Consider the following 18,859-nt stretch of genomic DNA (forward strand, 5'->3'; position numbering starts at 1 on the left):
AAAACCCTCTTGGTATTTCATTGTAAATATAAAAGAGATCAATGCATGGTTAGCTAATGGAGCAAAAGGCAATCTGCCATTATCTTATAAAGGTACATAAGTAATTGGTAGAGGAGTTTCAAGAGGATCATTGAAGATATGACAAATGCAAAAGTAGTCCTTAAAGGGAAAGGAAAAGGGGATATGATATTTTGACACCATATCCTACAAAATAGGGAGGAGTATAGTGGATACTAAATGGAAAATATTAAGAAACTTTCTTGGAGGAACATTCCACCAAGATGTTGATTCTCCAGAGGAAGCTCTATTAGAGTATATAAGATCAGTTGACCATGACTGGATTCGGACACTAATAAGTAATATAATTAGTTTTCTGGAAAGTGAATTATCAGTAGAGGAAAAAAATAATTTTATTAGGGACAATGCAGATATATATTTCCCTGCAATGAAAATGAGTCCAACTGAATGGTTAAAACATGTGGTTATAGAACTTAAACGCAGTTTAAATGAAGTAAAAGAGAAGAGAGATGGCAATAAGGAATATAAAAGGGGATTAGTCAATGACTAAAGATGAGATTCTTAAATATATTCAGATAGGAAGTACAAGGACGGTTTGTATTGATAGATGTTTATTAGATCAATATCCTGGGTATGTTAGAGAAGTAATAATTATGCAGGATATGATCTTAGAAGTTGAATTTAATCAATATGGATATGATGAAGGGGGACTATCAATAAAAGCCTATTATGATGAATTTGACAAATTAATAAATGCCGCACAAAATTATATTGGTGCTGATATTGAGAGATGGGAAAATATTAATAGAACTGACTGGTATCCACATTTTGAAAAAAAGGTTGATTATAATGAATCTGGATTAAAATTAAAACATGACCTAAAAAACAAGACACTTTCGCTACCGGAAAATGGAATTAAATATCAAATACCTGATGGATATTGGAAGAAAATAGTCGATGGCATAATTGACTTTTAAAGTAGAATTTCATTAAAAGACAGGTTAACAGACAAAAATGAACCGCCCGATTAAGTAGACAGTAGAAAAAATTTATGTATCGCCAATCATGTTTTCGTGATTGTCGATATTTTTTTGTCACGGATTTTGCGAGAAACGTTCTGTATTTAATGGGTTCATACATCCAGAGTTTTTGTCGTTGTTGTAATACTCTAGGAGGGGATAGGTTCCTTGTCTCTTCAATCGTCCCAGAAAGTTGCCAGATCAAGTCAATAATATCATTTAAAGGAATTGTTTGAGCAAAAAAGAAACTATGTAAAGGTTAAGTAGTATGATTTGAAGGCATTAGATATATGTGATGATTTCATTGCAGTAGGCCAATGATTCAATAGAGGGGGGCAACTCATAGGCGATTGCATAATAAATTAGGGGGCAAATATGTATAAAGCTTTAGATAGAAGAAGATACGAAATGCGTGAACCATTTAATGAAAACGAATTACTCGAAATGATAGACAATAAAGACATTAAAGTATTGCAAACATCAGAACCTTTGAAGATAAATTCATGGAAATTATTGAATGATATTGTATTTTCAATAAGGAAAGATATTGAACTGAGAGTTTATGGATTTTATTCGCAGGAATGTAATTTGAAGTTTGTTAGAGAATTAGTGAATGTTGAGAGGTTCTCAGCAGACTGTCTTATGAATGCAACCGAAGTAGAAAGCATACCCCAGATGAGTAACCTCAAGCACCTATCTGTTGACATATACAATCTTGAAACATTTGATTTTCTTGATTTTATTAATGAAAACTTGGAAGGTCTGTCACTAGGGAGAACTTCTTCGAAAAAACCGAATTTAAAGCCTTTAAAAAGGTTTAGATATTTAAAGGAATTATATATTGAAGGGCAAAGCAAGAATATTGATGTGTTATTAGAGTTAGAGAACATAGAGGACATTACTCTTAGGTCTATTTCTACACCTGATGTGAGTTACCTAACTAACTTAAAAAAACTATGGTCACTTGATGTAAAGCTCGGGGGTATAAAAGACTTTTCTTCAATAAAAGGAATGGATCACATAAAATATCTTGAATTATGGCAGATTAGAGATTTGAAAGACTTAAGTTTTATGTCTGAACTTGAGGGATTGCAATATTTGTTTTTACAAAGTTTACCTCAAGTGCAGGAATTACCATCATTTAAAAACTTAAAAAACCTTAGAAGAATTCTCTTACAAAATATGAAGGGATTAAAGGATTTTAGTAAACTTAAGGAAGCTGAAAATCTTGAAGAATTCATCCTATCCGAAGCCCCAAGTACAGACCCTGATGAATTAAGAGTATTATTATCGCTTCTAAATTTAAAAAGAGTGGCTTGTGGCTTTGGTAGCAATAAGAAAAACAATGATTTCAAAAATATGTTAAAATCCAAAAATATATCTGATAAAATTGATTTCTTCAACTTCGAATTTAGGTAGAGAAACAATATGAGTCTGGGGACAGAAGAGTCAATAGAGTCCAGCTAACTAAAAATATACTTCTCAAATGAGGTATATCAAATAGGCCTTTCAAAATTTTGAATATTTTGAAAGGCCTATTTGATATAGTTCGGAATATAAGCTACTGCCTTTAAGGTTATTTTCATACCGTTCTTCTTGCCTTTCGGTGAAATTATTTAAACTGCTGGAAAACGATCAACCGGTGGGGCTGAGTGAGGTCACATACTCGTTGAGAACGTTCCTGTCAATAGACCTAAAGAGAAGTTTTAAAAATAGCTTTATTAAATGCTTAGACTATACAAAAAAAATAGCTGTATTGGATAAAGAAGTAATAGAATATTTAAATGAAAAAGATATTGTAAGCATTAGTCAATTACAACAACTAAATAAAGAACAGCGTGAAGAAGCAATACACAAGATGAAAAAATAGAAGAGATAACGATAAGGCAAATAGCTAGGAAGACTGGAATACCTAAAAGTGTAATAGATGGATCTAAGAACAATCAGTAAGGAGATTTTAATGTGAAGTATGAAATAATACAGGAGATTCAATTACTAACAGAAACTATAAAAGATAACGATAAACTGTTGGCTCATAAACTAGCAAAATCTTTTTCAAAATTAGATGTAAGTGAGCAATTAAGCTTGCATAGTGAATTGCCACTACAAGTTCTAGACACTTTAGTTAGACTTAGGAATAAGATTGATGTGGTTAATAATGTTAAAGAACATTTAGTTTGGCATTATTACTATCATTTGCTATTCGATAATAATGTTGTTGATGATTTAGTATTAGAGGAGTTAATTACATGCTATCAGGAAGAAAAGTACATTGTTTTAGAAAGCATAATAATAAACTTATTAAAAAAGCATAAGCTAGAAGGTTATCAAATAGAAAATATAAAAACAGCCGTCGAAAGTAGAGAAATTGCGAAATATGTGGTAGATTTTGAGATTAGGAACGGTAAGATAGTAGATAAAGAGACTATCAAAAAGTTGTATGAGTTAAGAGCTTATGAAACGTTAAACTATATTCTAGAAAACAATTCTTTGGAGTTGGATACTCTGAATGAGTTTAGAAATCCAGAACAAACTGAGATGGATAGAAAGACTAAAATGAAACTATACCAAAAGGCTCAAATAATCATTCAAAACTTAAAATCGCGAAGTTAAATGAATCTAGAACTCAGGCTTGAATAATTAGTCAACAAGGAACGGCAGATTGTATTCCGGAGTATATTAATCATCCGTGAATATATGTATGAAAAGGAAAACCTAATATGTTTAGTATAGAGTTGAAAAGCATAATACCGCTGAATGATATTAGCTCTCTAGTATATGATATTAGTGAGTATGATAATGAACTAGATGATGGAAGATCTGTAATATCGGATATATGCAAAATTTTTGCAGATACGGAAAAAATAATATTTTTTGTATCTGGCTTTGGAGATGAAAACTGGTCTGTCGATTGCCGTGTTGACCTTCCAGTTATAATTGAACAGTTACCGGAAATAATTAGTAAATTTAATAATAAAGATTCTAGCTTCAACTTGGATTTTTATGAACAGGGAATTGAAAGAAAAATAAATTTTATTGTTGATAAGGAGATAGTAAGTTTAGAATGCATTAGCAGAAATGATTGGGTGCCTGAACCTAGTAAAATATGAGAAAAGAAAATGTATCTACAATGTTTGAGAAATTTTACCGAGATTTTCTATTGTATAATGAAGTTTTGTGCAATGGTCTAGCCAATCATCATTTGCTTAAGGAATGGATGGAGATGAGGTAACTGTTATAATGAATCTGGTACAATGATAGAATCTAGAGAAGGAATAGACTGAGCAATTCAAATGATAAAATAATGAAAGTTCGAGAATGAAATGATAGCAAAGTTAAGAAAAGTGGTTAAAGATAATGATATTGAAGATATATATTTAACAGGATTTGTTGATGTTGAAGATGGCATTGCAGAGTTTTATCCTGATTTACGGTTCATGTATTTTAAAATTAATTCGAAATTTATAGAATTTGAATCGGTTAATCAATTTTCTAAACTTAGGATTAAAATAGTTAGTTCAGTAAATCATAATTTTGCGATTGATGAAGATATGATACGAGGAAAATCATCTATAAGTGCAATTGTTTTAACACAGGATGGCGCAATTGACAATTGTATAGACAGCATCAAGTTATATAATCCAGAAGAAAAAGAAGAAGAGCTAATCTGTGATGCTATCGAATTAATTCTAAAAAATAAACAAGTTTTATTTTTAGATCCATCCTTTTATTTTGGAATCAATATAGGTGGAGTTGAACAGAAAAAAGTTTGGAGAGATAATCTTAACAGGTATCTAGCTGGTTTAACGAGACAAGGTCAGTGGATGTAAAAAACCACTGACCTCTCTTTTTCTTTCAGGTGATGTCGAGTCGGGGGAGACGGTAAACCGAGTGAAAACCCTCTTGGTACTTGTCCCTCAAGAAAGCAAGCCATGAAACTGTTCGGCGGACGAAATGAAAAATGCCGCCCTTAGTGGAAAGGCGGCGCGGTGACTCTGATTAAAGCTGATATTTTTCCTCTTCGTTCTGGCAGAATATGTTATAATAAGCGCAAGGTTGTCAAGGGAGCGGTTGGCCACACCCTTTTTGAAAGGGGGTGGTATGATGACAATATTTGAAGCAATGTATCTGATGATAGCATTTGCAACACTTGTTGTTTTAATCATAAAAAGGAAATAACCGCCCCTAGCCAAGGAATGCGGTTATTCCAAAATAATCAAAAACCGAGGCTAACCGTTTCCGGTTAGACAACCTATGGGGCTGGCGTGTATCGAGCACGTCAGTCCTTTTCTTATATTATACCCATTGGAATAAAAATATGCAATCGGTCAGGAAAAAATCCCGTCTGCGAGGCTTAGTTTACTTGCAATTCGTTTAAAATGAGCTATAATTAGAAATAGGTGGAAATTAAAAAGTCGCCGTGACCCGGAAGTGTAGCGAGCACTCCCGAGCACGCGCAGGTGGAGTAAGCACCTACACGTAACAGTCAAGCTGTCCACGACGACATTTTTATTATACAACGCCGCCCGCTTGAATACAAGCGAGGCGCAGTGTGTAATGAAGATGCCGGCAGGGCGGGAGCAGACTGTGCGACTTCATGCAGCAAATGATGAGCCTATCCTTAATAAACCATCAACGGAAAGGCAAGCGTACGCTTACCTATTTTCTGATCGCTTTTCTGTTGAGGGCCGGGTCGTGACCTGGCTTGTTGGTATTGGGATTTAGCAGACGACGAAGCAAAGCGCATGTGTAGGGGTAAAAGCCTCGCATGCGCTTTTTAATTTCCCCTATAAAAAAGCTGACGGCAGCGCTAACGTGCAGGCCGCAGCCTAAGTATAGGGGGCTTTGTTATGTTAAATAGTATTTTAAACCAAGCGTTTGAGCAGTACGTCTTTGACAGAATGGATAATATCCTCAGTATAGCCGGTGTTGTTGATGCAAAATACAAGCAAGCAGTGAAAGAGGCCGACTCCGTACTAACACAGCTTATGAAAATTGCCTGCGAACTGGAAGCACAGCACCCGGAACTGCTTCGGCTGGTTATGGAATATGAGGCCGCCACTAACCATGAATCCGTATTAGCGGCTGAAATTGTTTATCGGGAAGGTATTCTTGATAGCTGCGGCGTACGTCAAGAATTCGCCACTTTTATGCAGAAGAAAATGCAAGGGTATCATTATCCCTCCACTTACTAGCCGCAAACCCAACTGCCAATTAAAATCAATCAAATATAAAAAACCAAGAATTAGTTTGTTTAGTCAAGGCTAGTTCTTGGTTTTTTATATGCATAGGAGTCAGACCTTTTTTGCCCAACCACTGCTTTCACAAAAGGCGGTCGCTTCACGAGGTAGGAGAATTCATTTTGGACGCGAATTGGTATAGTTAGGGAGGATGCGAACCATGTCAAAAAATATTATCAAAGCTCTTTATAATCGCAATTATCAGATCTTCTTTGCCGGACAGGGGTTGTCCATCATAGGGACCTGGATGCAGAATATTGCCTTAAGCTGGTTGATTTACCGGCTTACTGATTCGGCGTTTATGTTGGGATTGGTGGCTTTTGTGGGGCAGATTCCCAATTTTGTACTTTCGCCTTTTGCCGGTGTATGGGTAGACCGGTGGGGTAAGCGCAGTGTGCTTGTTGCTACACAAGTACTCAGTTTAGTTCAAGCGTCCCTGTTAGCAGGGCTTACATTAACAGATCGCATAGATGTTAACTATATTTTATATTTAAGCCTGTTTCTTGGCTGTATAAGCGCCTTCGATTTACCGGCGCGCAATGCTATTACAGTAGAGATGATGGATAGCCAGGAAGAACGGCAAAACGCGATTGCCTTGAATTCGGTTACGTATAATTTGGCAAGATTGCTTGGTCCATCGACCGCCGGCATTCTTATTCCGATTATTGGTGAAGGGTATTGTTTTCTATTAAATGTAGCCAGCTATTTTATTTCTATAATTTCGCTTATTGCGTTACGGTTACAGCCAATCGTTGCAGAACAGCGGACTGCTAATATGCTTGAACATTTCCAGGAAGGGTATGCGTATACCTTTAAGCAATTGCCACTGCGAAATATTTTACTGTTACTTGGCATCATTAGTTTGACGGCTATGCCTTATACCGTACTGCTACCGGTGTTTGTGTCCCAGCATTTAGGGGCTAGTGCCGGGACCCTGGGCTTTTTAATGGCTGTTTCGGGTTGTGGCTCACTACTTGGCGCCATTGGGATTGCAGCCAGGTCTGAATTTCAAGGACTGGAAAAGTTACTGGTTGTTGCGGCTTCCCTGATCGGGGGAGGGCTTATCAGTTTCTTACTGCCTGGCGGGGTATGGTTTGCCGCAGTAGTGATGTTTGTTTTAGGCGTCGGTTTTTTGATTCAAGTTGTAGGAAGTAACACGTTATTGCAATGCATGGTCGATGATTCCATGCGCGGCAGGGTCATGAGTTTTTATACCATGATTTTGATGGGAATTGGTCCTTTCGGCAGCTTATTGGCAGGTTTTTTGGCAAGTCAGATTGGCGTTATTTATACCTTAGTATTGGGCGGCGTGTGTTCCTTGGCCGGCGCTGCCTATTTTGCCCGGCATTTATCGGTATTCCGGGTACAGGCTTGCCCGATTTATGTTCAGTCCGGCAGCCTTTCTTCCCGGGACCAATGTCGTTTTTGATTACCTGCCACCCAGCAGCACATAACCCATAAGCAAAAAGCCTATGACAATCACTAAATCCATAGGCTTAAAAGAATAAGGTGTTCTTTTACGTTGAGCCTCAATACGTTCCCGGGCTTTGATTCGTTCAAGTTCTTCCTCATAGATTCTTCGTTTTTCTTTTCGCGTGAGAGCCATGACTTTTCACCTCTACGGAAAATATCTTAGGGATGACTTTATCGTGCGAAGATAGTATAAGCAACCAACGCCAATAGCAGAACCATACAGGCAATAATAATAGCCTGTTTCGGCGAAAGTAGTTCTTTTTTATCGGTTTCCCGAAGAAGTTCTTGTGCTAAATCGTCATAATTAGGTGTATCGTCCACAGGAAGTCTAAAAATCGGTTTACCGCATTTCGGGCATAGTTGCGCACTATCCGGACATTCATGGCAACAATAAGCGCATGTAATCATAGGAGCTCCTTTCTTGCGTGAAAAAATTACAGGTAAAATTTTCCTGTAATTCAATATTCGCCATACCGGTGGCGAATCCTGCACTGGATAGGGAGATAGGTTTGCGTCGCTATTATTATATGTCCGGAGATGTAGGGCGCAGGGTAGCCTGTAAGCAGCTTATCAGTCGATAGGCTGTTTTTTTATTTCTTTTTAGTAGATTGAGATTTTATAAGCAACAAGTTGATTGGGTGTGATTTTACAGGAAGCAAGCAAAAAAAACTGATTTCCAGATATTGGCAGAGAACGCCGTTTACCCTATTGTGATAGTATACAACCCCTTAATATATGAGAAAGAGGTGGTATCTTGTTTAGTAAAGGCAGAGGTAAGACCGTGTTAGCTATGGTACTTAGTGTAATGATGGTAGCTTCCTTAATGGCCGGTTGCGGTGGGGAGAAGGCGGCAGGTAAAGTCAAGGATACGGTGACTGTTGGCACCGGCTATGATGCCAAGACCCTCGACCCGATTGCTACCAATGACGTAGCTTCTTCCAACGTAATGAATCAAATTTATGGCACGTTAGTCCAAGTAAACGACAAGGGTGAAGTTGTTCCTATGCTGGCCGAATCCTATACCAAGCTGGATGATAAAACATATGAGTTCAAACTGAGAAAGGGTGTTACCTTTCATAACGGCGAAGAGATGAAAGCCAGTGATGTAAAATTCACTCTGGAACGGGCGGCCTCTCCGCTCGGTGCAGCTGTGGCTCATTTATTCGAACCACTCGATGTGAGTGCGCTCAAAGTGGTGGACGACTATACGATTCAAATTAAGCTGAAATATGTTTTTCCTCCGTTTATCAGCACTTCGCTAACCCATACAGGCGGCAGCATTTTAAATGAAAAAGCCGTGAAAGCCGCCGGTAAAGACTACGGGCAGAATCCGGTCGGAACCGGGCCGTTCAAATTTGAAAAGTGGGTTAAAGGGGACCGGATCGAGTTGTCCCGCTTTGACGGGTATTATGGCAATAAGCCTGCCTTTAAGACACTGGTTATCCGTCCCATTCCCGAAGTAACGAACCGGGTAATTGAATTGGAGAGCGGGGGAATTGACGTTTGTTATGAGGTCTCGGCCAATGACTTGCCGCGACTTCAGGACAATAAGGAAGTAAAAGTAGTACGGGTTCTTGATAATGGAACTGCCTTCATGGGGATGAACACTACGAAGAAGCCTTTTGACGATGTCCGGGTGCGGCAGGCTATCAGCTACGCCATTGATACTCCGACTGTGGTCAATACGGTATGGAGAGGTATCGGCAAGCCGGCGGTCAGCCCGGTTCCTCCTAACATAAAGTATCATAATCCGGCGCTGAAAACCCATGAATATAATATAGAAAAAGCCAAGCAGCTTCTGGCCGAAGCCGGTTATCCGAACGGCTTCAAAACTTCCATTTGGACCAATGACCGGAAAGAACGGATCGATATGGCTACCATTATGCAAAACCAATTAAGTCAGGTTGGTATTTCCGCCGAAATCAAGGTAGTGGAGTGGGGCGCCTATCTGGAAGGCACTGCCAGAGGTGATCAGGATATGTATATTATCGGCTGGACGGCGTCAGGAAACGATCCGGATGTCTCGCTGTTTGCTATGTTCCATTCCAGTAAGCATGGGGCTGGCGGTAACCGGGCGTTCTATAGTAATCCGAAGGTTGATGCCTTATTGGAGCAGGGCCGTCAGATGGAAGACTCGGACGCCCGCCAGAAGCTCTATTATGATGTGCAGGATATGATTATTGCTGACGCACCCTGGGTATTTCTCAACAATAGTGAGCAGGTGGTGGCTGTACGCAAAAATATAACCGGATTCCAGCCAAGTCCGGTAGGGTATCACACACTGTATAACATTAAGTTTGAAGGTCAATAACCGGTAGAAGGCTTCTTTGACTGTTCGCATGCAGGGGGCAGCTATGCCCCCTGCGCAAGTTTTTAACCGCGAGGGGGCGTTGCCTTGATTAGATATGTGTTACGCAGGATTTTTTTCCTGATTCCGGTATTGTTCGGCGTTACCTTTATTGTTTTTACCTTGTTGTATATTACACCCGGCGATCCGGCCAAGCTCATCCTTGGTGAACAGGCGCCGCCGGAGGCCGTCCAAGCCATGCGGGAGGAAATGGGTCTGGATCAGCCTTATCTTATCCAGTATTACAATTATGTAAAAAAGGCTGTATTGCAGCAGGATATTGGACGGTCTTATGTGACTAACCGGCCTGTTATGCAGGAAATACTCGGAGCTTTTCCCGCTACCTTTACATTGGCAACTTCGGCCATGCTGGTGGCTATTCTTATCGGAATTCCCATCGGCATTATTTCGGCGATAAAACAGTATTCCGTATTTGATACGGTATCTATGATCATTGCCCTGCTGGGGGTATCCATGCCGGTCTTTTGGTTGGGGTTACTTCTTATTTTGCTATTTACCGTCTATCTTGGGTGGCTGCCGGCTTCGGGATTTAACAGTATCAAGCATATGATTATGCCGGCGTTAGCGCTGGGAGCTATGACCGCAGCCATTGTCACCCGGATGACCCGCTCCAGTATGCTTGAGGTCATCCGTCAGGATTATATCCGCACGGCCCAGGCCAAAGGACAAAAACAATCCGTTGTTGTTTTAAAGCATGCTTTGGGCAATGCTCTTATTCCCATTATTGCCGTTATCGGGTTGCAGTTCGGACAGCTATTAGGCGGGGCGGTGCTGACAGAGTCGATTTTCTCCATACCGGGAGTCGGCCGACTGATGGTGGATTCGATAAAGATGCGTGACTTTCCTGTTGTCCAGGGCGGGGTACTGTTTATTGCCCTTTCCTTCAGTGTGATTAATTTGTTAGTCGATCTCTTATATGCCTACGTTGATCCCAGGATTCGTTCTCAATATAAATAAGCGGGAAAGGAGGGCCCCCGAGAATGGAACGTCACGAATTACCGGAAGAAGTCATTCCGCCGAAGAAAAACAGGAGTTATCTGGCTGAAATCTGGCGCAGGATTAAACGCAGCAGACTGGCTGTCGCCGGCTTGCTGATTATCCTTGCGCTGCTATTTACTGCCTTGTTTGCGGATATCCTCGCGCCCTATCCCTATGACAAACAAAATCTGCAGGAGAACTTTCAGTCGCCGGGTTGGCAGCATCCGTTCGGTACCGATGAATTTGGCCGAGATATCTTTAGTCGTGTAATCTACGGTTCGCGTATTTCTTTGCAGGTAGGCTTTATTGCTGTGGGAATATCATTGGTAGCGGGAGGAATGCTTGGCGCACTTGCCGGTTATTATGGCGGCAAAGTTGACCAAGTGATTATGCGGACCATGGATATTTTACTCTCTATTCCCGGGATTCTGTTGGCTATTTCTATTGTAGCGGCTTTGGGACCCGGTTTGGTAAATCTGATGATTGCTGTCGGTATATCTTCCATTCCTCAATATGCGCGGATCGTACAGGCTTCGGTTATGGCCATCCGGGGGCAGGAATTTGTGGAAGCGGCCAAAGCCGTTGGGTCCAGTGACCTGCGTATTATCTTAAAACACATTATTCCCAACGTATTGGCCCCGCTTATTGTGCAGTCAACGCTGGGGATTGCTACCGCCATACTGACAGCGGCCGGGTTGAGTTTTATCGGTCTTGGCATACAACCGCCCACACCCGAGTGGGGCGCTATGTTATCCGGCGGGAGAGGATATATCCGCAACTACTGGTTTATGACTATGTTTCCGGGGTTGGCGATTATGATAACGATATTTGGATTAAATCTGTTGGGCGATGGCTTGCGGGATGCCCTTGATCCGCGCCTGAAAAATTGACGGAGGAGGTAATCCATGAAGCAAACGCCACTGTTAGAGATTAAGGATTTGACCATTCATTATGTAACCTACGAAGGGACTGTGCGGGCTGTCGAAAACCTGAACCTCCGCCTCGGACAGGGAGAAACATTAGGTTTTGTAGGGGAAACAGGAGCAGGCAAAACCACAACAGCTCTGGGCATAATGCGTCTTATTCCCAATCCGCCCGGACGGTTCATCCAGGGGCAGATCTTATTAAGCGGGGAAGACTTGTTAAGAAAAAGCGATAAAGAAATGCGGGAAATCCGCGGTAATAAAATTGCCATGATTTTTCAGGACCCGATGACTTCCCTAAATCCGGTCCAGCCGGTAGGGGAACAAATTGCCGAGATGATTCGCCTGCATACTAATCTGAGTAAGGACGAAGCTATGAAGAAAGCGGGGGAAATGCTGGAGACAGTAGGTATCCAGGCCAGCCGCTCGCCGGATTTTCCCCATCAGTTTAGCGGTGGTATGAAGCAAAGAGTAGTGATTGCTATCGCGCTGGCGTGCAATCCGGCCTTGTTGATTGCCGATGAACCTACGACGGCGCTTGATGTCACCATTCAGGCTCAGGTATTGGCACTCATGAAAGAGCTAAAGGACAAATACCAAACTTCCCTGATTATGATTACGCATGACCTGGGAATTGTGGCGGAGATTTGTGACAAAGTGGCCATCATGTACGCCGGTACTATTGTGGAGTATGCCGACAAACGCCCGTTATTCCTAAAGCCGCTGCATCCGTATACAGTAGGGTTGTTTAATTCGGTGCCGGATATTGATACCGACGAGACCGAGCTAAAGGTGATAAAAGGACTAATGCCTGATCCCACCGATCTTCCCTCAGGCTGTACATTCCATCCGCGATGCCCTCAGGCGCAGGCGGCTTGCGTGGAAAAACGGCCGGCTATGGTCGAAGCCGAGCCGGGGCATTTTGTTGCCTGCCTCATGTATCAGGCAACTTCAGGGGGGGGGAGGTACCGGGAATGGCTGAAAAATTGCTGGACATTCAGAATCTGACCAAGTACTTTTCGACAAAGAAGGGATTGCTGCACGCGGTAGACAATATATCTTTCCATATAGATAAAGGCGAAACATTAGGTTTGGTTGGGGAATCCGGGTGCGGCAAATCTACCACAGGGCGTCTGCTGATTCGCCTCTTAGAAGCCGATCGCGGGCAGATACTCTATAACGGTGACGACGTGCTGAAATATACGTCGCGCCAGATAAAAGAAGCGCGCCGCGAGATGCAGATTGTCTTTCAGGACCCCTATTCCTCGCTCAATCCCCGGTTAACGGTCTTTGAGCTCATTGCCGAACCGCTCTATGTCAACCGTGTGTATAAGACGAAAAGTGAGAAGGAAGCACGGATTAAGGAACTCATGGATACTGTGGGGCTGGCACAACGCCTGATAACCACTTACCCCCACGAACTGGACGGCGGCCGGCGCCAGCGGATTGGCGTAGCGCGGGCGTTGGCCTTGAAGCCCGAGTTCATTGTACTTGACGAACCGGTATCGGCGCTGGATGTCTGTATTCAGGCACAAATCCTTAATTTGCTCAAAAATTTACAACGTGAGCTAGGTTTGACCTATCTCTTTATCTCGCATAACCTGAGTGTTGTCAAACATGTCAGTGACCGGATTGCCGTTATGTACCTGGGCAAAATTGTAGAGGTAGCTGATTATAAGTCCATATTCGTAAATCCCGTTCACCCGTATTCCCAGGCGCTGCTTCCGCGATACCGCTGGCCAAGCTGGATGGTAAGCGGGAGCGGATTATTCTGGAAGGGGATATCCCTAGTCCGGTCAATCCGCCACCGGGTTGCCGCTTTTACGGACGATGCTTTTACCGGCAGGAAATCTGTTCTGAGCAGACGCCGGAGTTGCTGCCGGTTGGCCAAGACCGCTATGCGGCCTGCCACTTTAGCCATAAATGAGACTTGATTCAGATGGGGTTTTAACCCCACCTGAATCTTAGTCGAATTATCCAGGGACTTAGCCGTTCTTTACTCCCGCCTACAGAGGACGGGAGTATTAGAACGGGTTAGTCATCGGATAAATTAGTCAGACGCAGTGAGTAATGAGTGTCCATGTACCGCATAGTTTGGTAAAAGAGGAGGATGTCTATGATTGCATTAATTGGGGCAAAAGTTTTTACCATGAATGGCGATCCTATGGAGGACGCCACGATACTGGTTAAGGAAGGTAAAGTTCTGGCGGTAGGCTGCCATATTGGCGTGCCTGACGGTTTTCGGTGTATTGACGTGGCCGATAAAATCATAACACCAGGCATAATCGACGCTCACACCCATTTGGGCGTGTACGGGGAAGGCATGGCTTGGGCCGGCGAAGATGTAAATGAAAAAAGCGATCCGGTTACTCCGGGGATGCATACGCTGGATGCCATTAATCCTGCCGATATTGGTATCAACGAAGCCTACAGGGGCGGGATCACTACCGTTATGATTGCTCCTGGGAGCGCCAATCCTGTTGGCGGCCAATGTGTCATCGCCAAAACCAAACCGAAGCCCACTGCCGATGAAATGGTTATCTGTAAGCAGGCTGGCCTTAAAGTCGCTTTCGGCGAAAATCCGCGGCGTTGTCACGGTATTGACCAGAAGCGGGCTCCTGTTACCCGGATGGCGACGGCTAATCTGATTCGGGAGACTTTTTATAAGGCCAAGCAGTATAGTAAAAAGCAGGGCAAGGAAGATTGGCAATTCGATTTAGGGATGGAAGCGGTTGCCCGTGTCCTGCGCCGGGAAATGCCACTCCGGGCCCATGCCCACCGGGCAGACGATATTATTACGGCTATTCGGATTGCCAAAGAGTTTGATCTGGACATTATTATCGAACATGCTACCGAAAGTTATCTGGTTGCCGAAGTACTTGCCAAAGAAAATGTTCCTGTCATACTTGGGCCTACTCTGACAACGCGCGCTAAATTAGAATTAAAAGACAAAAGCATGGCGGCGCCGGCTGCTCTCTACCAAAATGGCGTCAGCTTTGCCATGATGAGCGATCATCCAGTTATCCCCAGTTGCTTCCTACCTGTCTACGCAGGGTTAGCTACTCGTTTCGGTTTGCCGGAAGAGATAGGTTTGCAAATGATTACGGCCGAAGCAGCCAAAATATTAGGTTACGCGGAGCGGCTTGGCCGTATCGCGCCAGGCTATGACGCCGACCTTGTCGTGTGGAGCGGTCATCCGTTCCACCTGTCCAGTCGTCCGGAGCTGGTAATGGTCGATGGAGCTTTGGAGAGTGTGACAACAGAAGCATAGGAGGGCAGTTGCCACTACAGAGTTATCGCAAAAAAGCAGTCCGTACCTATTCGGGTACGGACTGCTTTTTTGTAAGATAAGTACGAGACTCCAGGCTGTCAGGCGAAGCAAGGCAAGGCGAAAGTTATGCCCGTAGTGTACTTTTGTCTTGACACAAAAGTACCAAAAAGTCAAGACCTGTACGGAAATGGCCTTGGAAGCAGACCTCCCTTGCGGAAAGGGCAAAACTCGCTGCGCTCAAACAGTTGCCCTTTTAATCCCGCAAGGAAGGCCTGCTTCCACCCTGCGGGACGGTCATTTCCGTAATGGTCGAAAGGACGAAAACAAGGAACGTAAGGAATGGAAAGCACCGTCTTGTTCGTTCCTTCGGTCCTCGTTCTTCCGGCATTTCTGGAAAAAAGGTGCTCCGCAGGATTTATAAGTTTTGAGGTGCTGAAAGACCTTATAAATCAAGGTCATCTGTGAATTAGGTGATGACAACTGTAGCTCCCGTAACCCCTGGCTTTTCAGGTCCGCGCATTGAAATGGAGACTGTAAGAAGTATAAATTTATGAGACCCAGGCTGTTAGGCGAAGCAAGGTAAGGAGAAAGTTATGCCCGTAGTGTACTTTTGTCTTGATACAAAAGTACCAAAAAATCAAGACCTGTACGGAAATGGCCTTGGAAACAGACCTTCCTTGCGGAAAGGGCAAAACTCGCTGCGCTCAAACAGTTGCCCTTTTAATCCCGCAAGGAAGGCCTGCTTCCACCCTGCGGGACGGTCATTTCCGTAATGGTCGGAAGGACGAAAACAAGGAATGTAAGGAATGGAAAGCACCGTCTTGTTCGTTCCTTCGGGCCTCGTTCTTCCGGTCATTTCTGGAAAAAAGGGTGCCAGGAACAAAGCCCGGCATAGGCGACCATTATACAACGCTGCGCCGCTGGCGCTTAACCTCCGCTTATGCATAACGGCCGCCTGCGCCTCAGTAAGTTTACGCCCCGGTTGAGCCAGGAGACGGTGACCCCGGCAGCTCCCGTACCCCTCCGGCCTTTCAGCTTTTGGAGGCTTTGGGCCTAGACCTTTTGTTTACTTGGCAATGACAAAAGTAAAACCCTGACCCTTGCATTCCAGAATCAACTGGCGTGTGCAAAGCCAAAGGAACGCGTTAACGGTTTTTCTTATCTTCTCTGGGGTAAATTTCTCTCGCCGTGTGTCAATCGAGCACAAACACGGTAAGCATGCGCCGGCCAAATTTTAGCGCTTCTTTACGGTTCTCATAAGCCAGATCAATCTTAGCGCCTTTGATGGCACTGCCGATGTCGTCGGCTACCGCATAACCGTAGCCTTCCACGTAGAGGCGGGTGCCTAGGGGAATGACCCGGGGATCAACCGCCACAAGTCCTTTGCGCAGGCGGTGCTCCCGTTTGGTCAGATTTCCACTGCCGGGATCCTGTGACGTATAGGCAGTTGCCTGCATGGTCATTTTTTTGCGGTATTTACTGGGTTTATTGCGCGCTTCCCGTGTCAGTAATTCAACTAACTTTTGATCATATTTACCGGTTTGCGCCAGCTTACATGCCTTTTGTCCCCGGATAATGGCATCCTTGGTAGTGCTGTCTAATACGCCGGTCATTTGGCCGGGATAAAAGCCGGTATCTGCCAGCAGTTGCTGTAACTGTTTTACTTTTACATCACTTTTATTAATGTTAGGCGATGGTTTTTTTTCGCGTGATCCCTGGGAGGCAGGCGGTTTAACCGGGGACTTCTTAGGAGGAGCAGCTTCCGTTGCTGCAGTGGTCATGAGCAGAGTAGCAAAAAGTAGTAGGAGGCTCATACCTAAGATACGCCAGTTCTTTTGCATTAGTCCATTCCTCCGCTTTTTATTAGTATACTTTGTTGGACAAGCAATTTTTAACAGTATTGTACCATATTAATCCAGTTCGCGAAAATAAGATATGCAAAAAAACATGCATGTCAGGGGAAGTGGTAATTTTCAAAAAGTGATAGATTTACAAGAAAGTGTGGGATATGCAATAATAGAAGGACTAAATGACAGGAGGGTGAAAATGCCTTTTTCTAAACTTGTTGATATGGTCAGGGCAGTACCCCGGGGTGTGCCCTTGGTTGGATTGGGACATTTGGTTACGGATTTATCTCAGGGAGCCCTCTTGGTAGCACTGCCGTATTTTAAGACAAAATTCGGACTAAGTTATGCAGAAGTTAGTGCCATTGCCCTAATGCAAAATTTAACATCATCGGTTATTCAGCCTGTATTTGGCTATTGGAGCGACCGGAATCCCCGACCATGGCTTATGGCTGCGGGCTGCGCATTGTCGGGGATGTCCATGTTAGCCTCTTTCTTGGTCAATAGCTATTGGTTGTTATTAGTCTGTACGGCCTTAACCGGTCTGGGGATTGCTGCTTTTCATCCGGAAGGAGCCAAGACGGTCAACCGGTTAAGCGGGGCGGCGAAAGGAAAAGCCGTTAGTATGTTTGTAGTGGGGGGGAACGCCGGTTTTGCATTAGGTTCATTGTTCATGGGATTCCTGTTGGCGGAATCGCTCATGAATTATGTCGGTGTATACGTAATCCCCTGTATAATTACAGGTTTCCTGCTGTATCGGCTTGTGGCGACGTTGCCGCCGCCGGAAGTTAAAAAAGCAGCAAGCCTTGGCAGTCTAAAAGGAATGGTAACTGTATCGCTGGCGGCTTTATTGGGTGTAGTTCTCATGCGGGCTACTGTCAGCTCAGGCATCAGCACGTTTATACCTCTTTATTATGTATCCTATCTTCAGGGTGACGCTATGTATGCCGGTTCACTGTTAACCGTATTTTTGGCAGCCGGCGCTGCCGGAACATTGGCAGGAGGATTATTGAGCGACAAATACGGCAGTAAAAAAGTGATGTTGTGGTCCATTGTGCCTGTTAGCGTTCTGCTAACGGTATTTAACATGGTTCCCGGTGCGGGCGTGTTTGTCATTCTTGGTATTACCAGTGCCTGTCTTTCGGCTGCTTTTGCCAGCAGCTTGGTGTTAACCCAAAGAATGATGCCGGGGAATGTGGGGATGGCTTCCGGTTTAACGCTTGGTTTTAGTGTAGGATTAGGTGCTATGGGGGTGCTGCTGTTGGGACGGATTGCAGACATTTGGTCATTACCGGTCGTGTTTGACATACTTGCGTGTTTGCCTATCATTGCATTCGGGTTAACTCTGCTTATTAGTGATGACATGGCGGGGCTGAAATTGGCGGTTGCAGAAGATAGCAGTGGAACTTAAGTGGCCTAAGTCGGAAGGACTTTTCTGTTGAAACAGAAGAGTCCTTTATTTTTTTTGTATGTGTAAAGATGGATTCCTTTACGTCATAAGACAGACCTATGTGAATGTATCCGACTGGAGAACGAATAGACAGGCAATTTTAGACAGATGTTCAGACCTTTGGCGAATATGGCCAAGGTTTTTTTTTATCTACAATGAAGGCAAGCGCTCTAACTTGCAAGGATTTTGCCGCCATTGTGAGGTGATAACTTAGCGGGGTAGACAAGGCGGTATTTGACAGTAAGGCAGTTTCAAATCAAATCGGGGAGGATTGT

General features: G+C 43.5%; 19 protein-coding genes and 1 pseudogene. 17 read left to right on the forward strand and 3 right to left on the reverse strand.

Annotation, left to right across the window (positions count from 1 at the left end):
- Positions 1–226 precede the first annotated feature (226 nt).
- From SRRS_RS09605 to SRRS_RS09650, 10 genes are all read left to right on the forward strand, one after another.
- Positions 227–568 (forward strand): contact-dependent growth inhibition system immunity protein, encoded by a 342-nt coding sequence (locus SRRS_RS09605; RefSeq protein ID WP_371368288.1) that lies wholly within the window; start codon positions 227–229, stop codon positions 566–568.
- A complete protein-coding gene (locus tag SRRS_RS09610; protein ID WP_371368290.1) occupies positions 561–995 on the forward strand; it encodes a hypothetical protein in 435 nt (144 codons plus the stop codon). The genes SRRS_RS09605 and SRRS_RS09610 overlap by 8 nt, the downstream gene beginning before the upstream one ends.
- A 417-nt stretch (positions 996–1,412) precedes the next feature.
- Positions 1,413–2,456 carry a hypothetical protein gene (locus SRRS_RS09615; protein ID WP_371368291.1) on the forward strand — a complete coding sequence of 348 codons (1,044 nt, stop codon included), beginning with the start codon at positions 1,413–1,415 and terminating at the stop codon, positions 2,454–2,456.
- A gap of 543 nt (positions 2,457–2,999) precedes the next feature.
- Positions 3,000–3,650 carry a hypothetical protein gene (locus SRRS_RS09620; RefSeq protein ID WP_371368293.1) on the forward strand — a complete coding sequence of 217 codons (651 nt, stop codon included), beginning with the start codon at positions 3,000–3,002 and terminating at the stop codon, positions 3,648–3,650.
- Between the two features lie 107 nt (positions 3,651–3,757).
- Positions 3,758–4,147, forward strand: coding sequence for a hypothetical protein (locus tag SRRS_RS09625; RefSeq protein ID WP_371368295.1), 390 nt, complete (start codon positions 3,758–3,760; stop codon positions 4,145–4,147).
- A 213-nt stretch (positions 4,148–4,360) separates the two neighbouring features.
- Positions 4,361–4,867, forward strand: coding sequence for a hypothetical protein (locus SRRS_RS09630; RefSeq protein WP_371368296.1), 507 nt, complete (start codon positions 4,361–4,363; stop codon positions 4,865–4,867).
- A 301-nt stretch (positions 4,868–5,168) separates the two neighbouring features.
- Positions 5,169–5,216 (forward strand): hypothetical protein, encoded by a 48-nt coding sequence (locus tag SRRS_RS09635; RefSeq protein ID WP_371369783.1) that lies wholly within the window; start codon positions 5,169–5,171, stop codon positions 5,214–5,216.
- A 378-nt stretch (positions 5,217–5,594) separates the two neighbouring features.
- Positions 5,595–5,762 (forward strand): hypothetical protein, encoded by a 168-nt coding sequence (locus SRRS_RS09640; protein WP_371368298.1) that lies wholly within the window; start codon positions 5,595–5,597, stop codon positions 5,760–5,762.
- A 125-nt stretch (positions 5,763–5,887) separates the two neighbouring features.
- Entirely contained in the window at positions 5,888–6,232 is a 345-nt protein-coding gene (locus tag SRRS_RS09645; protein WP_371368300.1) for a hypothetical protein, read from the forward strand.
- Between the two features lie 205 nt (positions 6,233–6,437).
- Entirely contained in the window at positions 6,438–7,706 is a 1,269-nt protein-coding gene (locus SRRS_RS09650) for an MFS transporter (RefSeq protein ID WP_371368302.1), read from the forward strand.
- Here SRRS_RS09650 and SRRS_RS09655 read toward each other — a convergent pair whose 3' ends face one another.
- Positions 7,707–7,883, reverse strand: a complete 177-nt coding sequence (locus SRRS_RS09655) for a hypothetical protein (protein WP_371368304.1) — start codon at positions 7,881–7,883, stop codon at positions 7,707–7,709.
- 38 nt (positions 7,884–7,921) lie between these two features.
- A complete protein-coding gene (locus SRRS_RS09660) occupies positions 7,922–8,158 on the reverse strand; it encodes a hypothetical protein (protein WP_371368306.1) in 237 nt (78 codons plus the stop codon).
- Positions 8,159–8,504: 346 nt separating this feature from the next.
- Here SRRS_RS09660 and SRRS_RS09665 point away from each other — a divergent pair, with 346 nt between their 5' ends.
- From SRRS_RS09665 to SRRS_RS09690, 6 genes and pseudogenes are all read left to right on the forward strand, one after another.
- On the forward strand, positions 8,505–10,061 hold the full coding sequence (locus SRRS_RS09665) for a glutathione ABC transporter substrate-binding protein (protein WP_371368308.1): 1,557 nt from the start codon (positions 8,505–8,507) through the stop codon (positions 10,059–10,061).
- Positions 10,062–10,145: 84 nt separating this feature from the next.
- Positions 10,146–11,075 (forward strand): nickel ABC transporter permease, encoded by a 930-nt coding sequence (gene nikB / locus SRRS_RS09670; protein WP_371368310.1) that lies wholly within the window; start codon positions 10,146–10,148, stop codon positions 11,073–11,075.
- Positions 11,076–11,098: 23 nt separating this feature from the next.
- Entirely contained in the window at positions 11,099–11,986 is an 888-nt protein-coding gene (locus SRRS_RS09675; protein WP_371368312.1) for an ABC transporter permease, read from the forward strand.
- A gap of 15 nt (positions 11,987–12,001) precedes the next feature.
- On the forward strand, positions 12,002–13,027 hold the full coding sequence (locus SRRS_RS09680) for an ABC transporter ATP-binding protein (RefSeq protein WP_371368314.1): 1,026 nt from the start codon (positions 12,002–12,004) through the stop codon (positions 13,025–13,027).
- A pseudogene (locus SRRS_RS09685) lies at positions 12,994–13,946 on the forward strand (ABC transporter ATP-binding protein). Before SRRS_RS09680 ends, SRRS_RS09685 begins: the two are co-directional and overlap by 34 nt.
- A gap of 189 nt (positions 13,947–14,135) precedes the next feature.
- Positions 14,136–15,290 carry an amidohydrolase gene (locus SRRS_RS09690; RefSeq protein ID WP_371368316.1) on the forward strand — a complete coding sequence of 385 codons (1,155 nt, stop codon included), beginning with the start codon at positions 14,136–14,138 and terminating at the stop codon, positions 15,288–15,290.
- Between the two features lie 1,193 nt (positions 15,291–16,483).
- Here SRRS_RS09690 and SRRS_RS09695 read toward each other — a convergent pair.
- Entirely contained in the window at positions 16,484–17,131 is a 648-nt protein-coding gene (locus tag SRRS_RS09695) for a 3D domain-containing protein (protein WP_371368317.1), read from the reverse strand.
- 205 nt (positions 17,132–17,336) lie between these two features.
- Here SRRS_RS09695 and SRRS_RS09700 point away from each other — a divergent pair, with 205 nt between their 5' ends.
- Positions 17,337–18,545: an MFS transporter gene (locus SRRS_RS09700; RefSeq protein ID WP_371368319.1), complete on the forward strand. Its 1,209-nt coding sequence runs from the start codon at positions 17,337–17,339 to the stop codon at positions 18,543–18,545.
- Positions 18,546–18,859 lie beyond the last annotated feature (314 nt).

It is taken from the genome of Sporomusa rhizae (assembly GCF_041428845.1).
GTDB lineage: Bacteria > Bacillota > Negativicutes > Sporomusales > Sporomusaceae > Sporomusa > Sporomusa rhizae.

Bases quoted from the DNA above. Each gene is read 5' to 3' on its own strand.
- SRRS_RS09640 (WP_371368298.1), top strand. From the start codon at position 5,595: ATGAAGATGCCGGCAGGGCGGGAGCAGACTGTGCGACTTCATGCAGCA.
- SRRS_RS09680 (WP_371368314.1), top strand. From the start codon at position 12,002: ATGAAGCAAACGCCACTGTTAGAGATTAAGGATTTGACCATTCATTAT.
- SRRS_RS09625 (WP_371368295.1), top strand. From the start codon at position 3,758: ATGTTTAGTATAGAGTTGAAAAGCATAATACCGCTGAATGATATTAGC.
- SRRS_RS09610 (WP_371368290.1), top strand. From the start codon at position 561: ATGACTAAAGATGAGATTCTTAAATATATTCAGATAGGAAGTACAAGG.
- SRRS_RS09645 (WP_371368300.1), top strand. From the start codon at position 5,888: ATGTTAAATAGTATTTTAAACCAAGCGTTTGAGCAGTACGTCTTTGAC.
- SRRS_RS09630 (WP_371368296.1), top strand. From the start codon at position 4,361: ATGATAGCAAAGTTAAGAAAAGTGGTTAAAGATAATGATATTGAAGAT.
- SRRS_RS09660 (WP_371368306.1), bottom strand. From the start codon at position 8,158: ATGATTACATGCGCTTATTGTTGCCATGAATGTCCGGATAGTGCGCAA.
- SRRS_RS09615 (WP_371368291.1), top strand. From the start codon at position 1,413: ATGTATAAAGCTTTAGATAGAAGAAGATACGAAATGCGTGAACCATTT.
- SRRS_RS09675 (WP_371368312.1), top strand. From the start codon at position 11,099: ATGGAACGTCACGAATTACCGGAAGAAGTCATTCCGCCGAAGAAAAAC.
- SRRS_RS09700 (WP_371368319.1), top strand. From the start codon at position 17,337: ATGCCTTTTTCTAAACTTGTTGATATGGTCAGGGCAGTACCCCGGGGT.
- SRRS_RS09655 (WP_371368304.1), bottom strand. From the start codon at position 7,883: ATGGCTCTCACGCGAAAAGAAAAACGAAGAATCTATGAGGAAGAACTT.
- SRRS_RS09650 (WP_371368302.1), top strand. From the start codon at position 6,438: ATGTCAAAAAATATTATCAAAGCTCTTTATAATCGCAATTATCAGATC.
- SRRS_RS09695 (WP_371368317.1), bottom strand. From the start codon at position 17,131: ATGCAAAAGAACTGGCGTATCTTAGGTATGAGCCTCCTACTACTTTTT.
- SRRS_RS09690 (WP_371368316.1), top strand. From the start codon at position 14,136: ATGATTGCATTAATTGGGGCAAAAGTTTTTACCATGAATGGCGATCCT.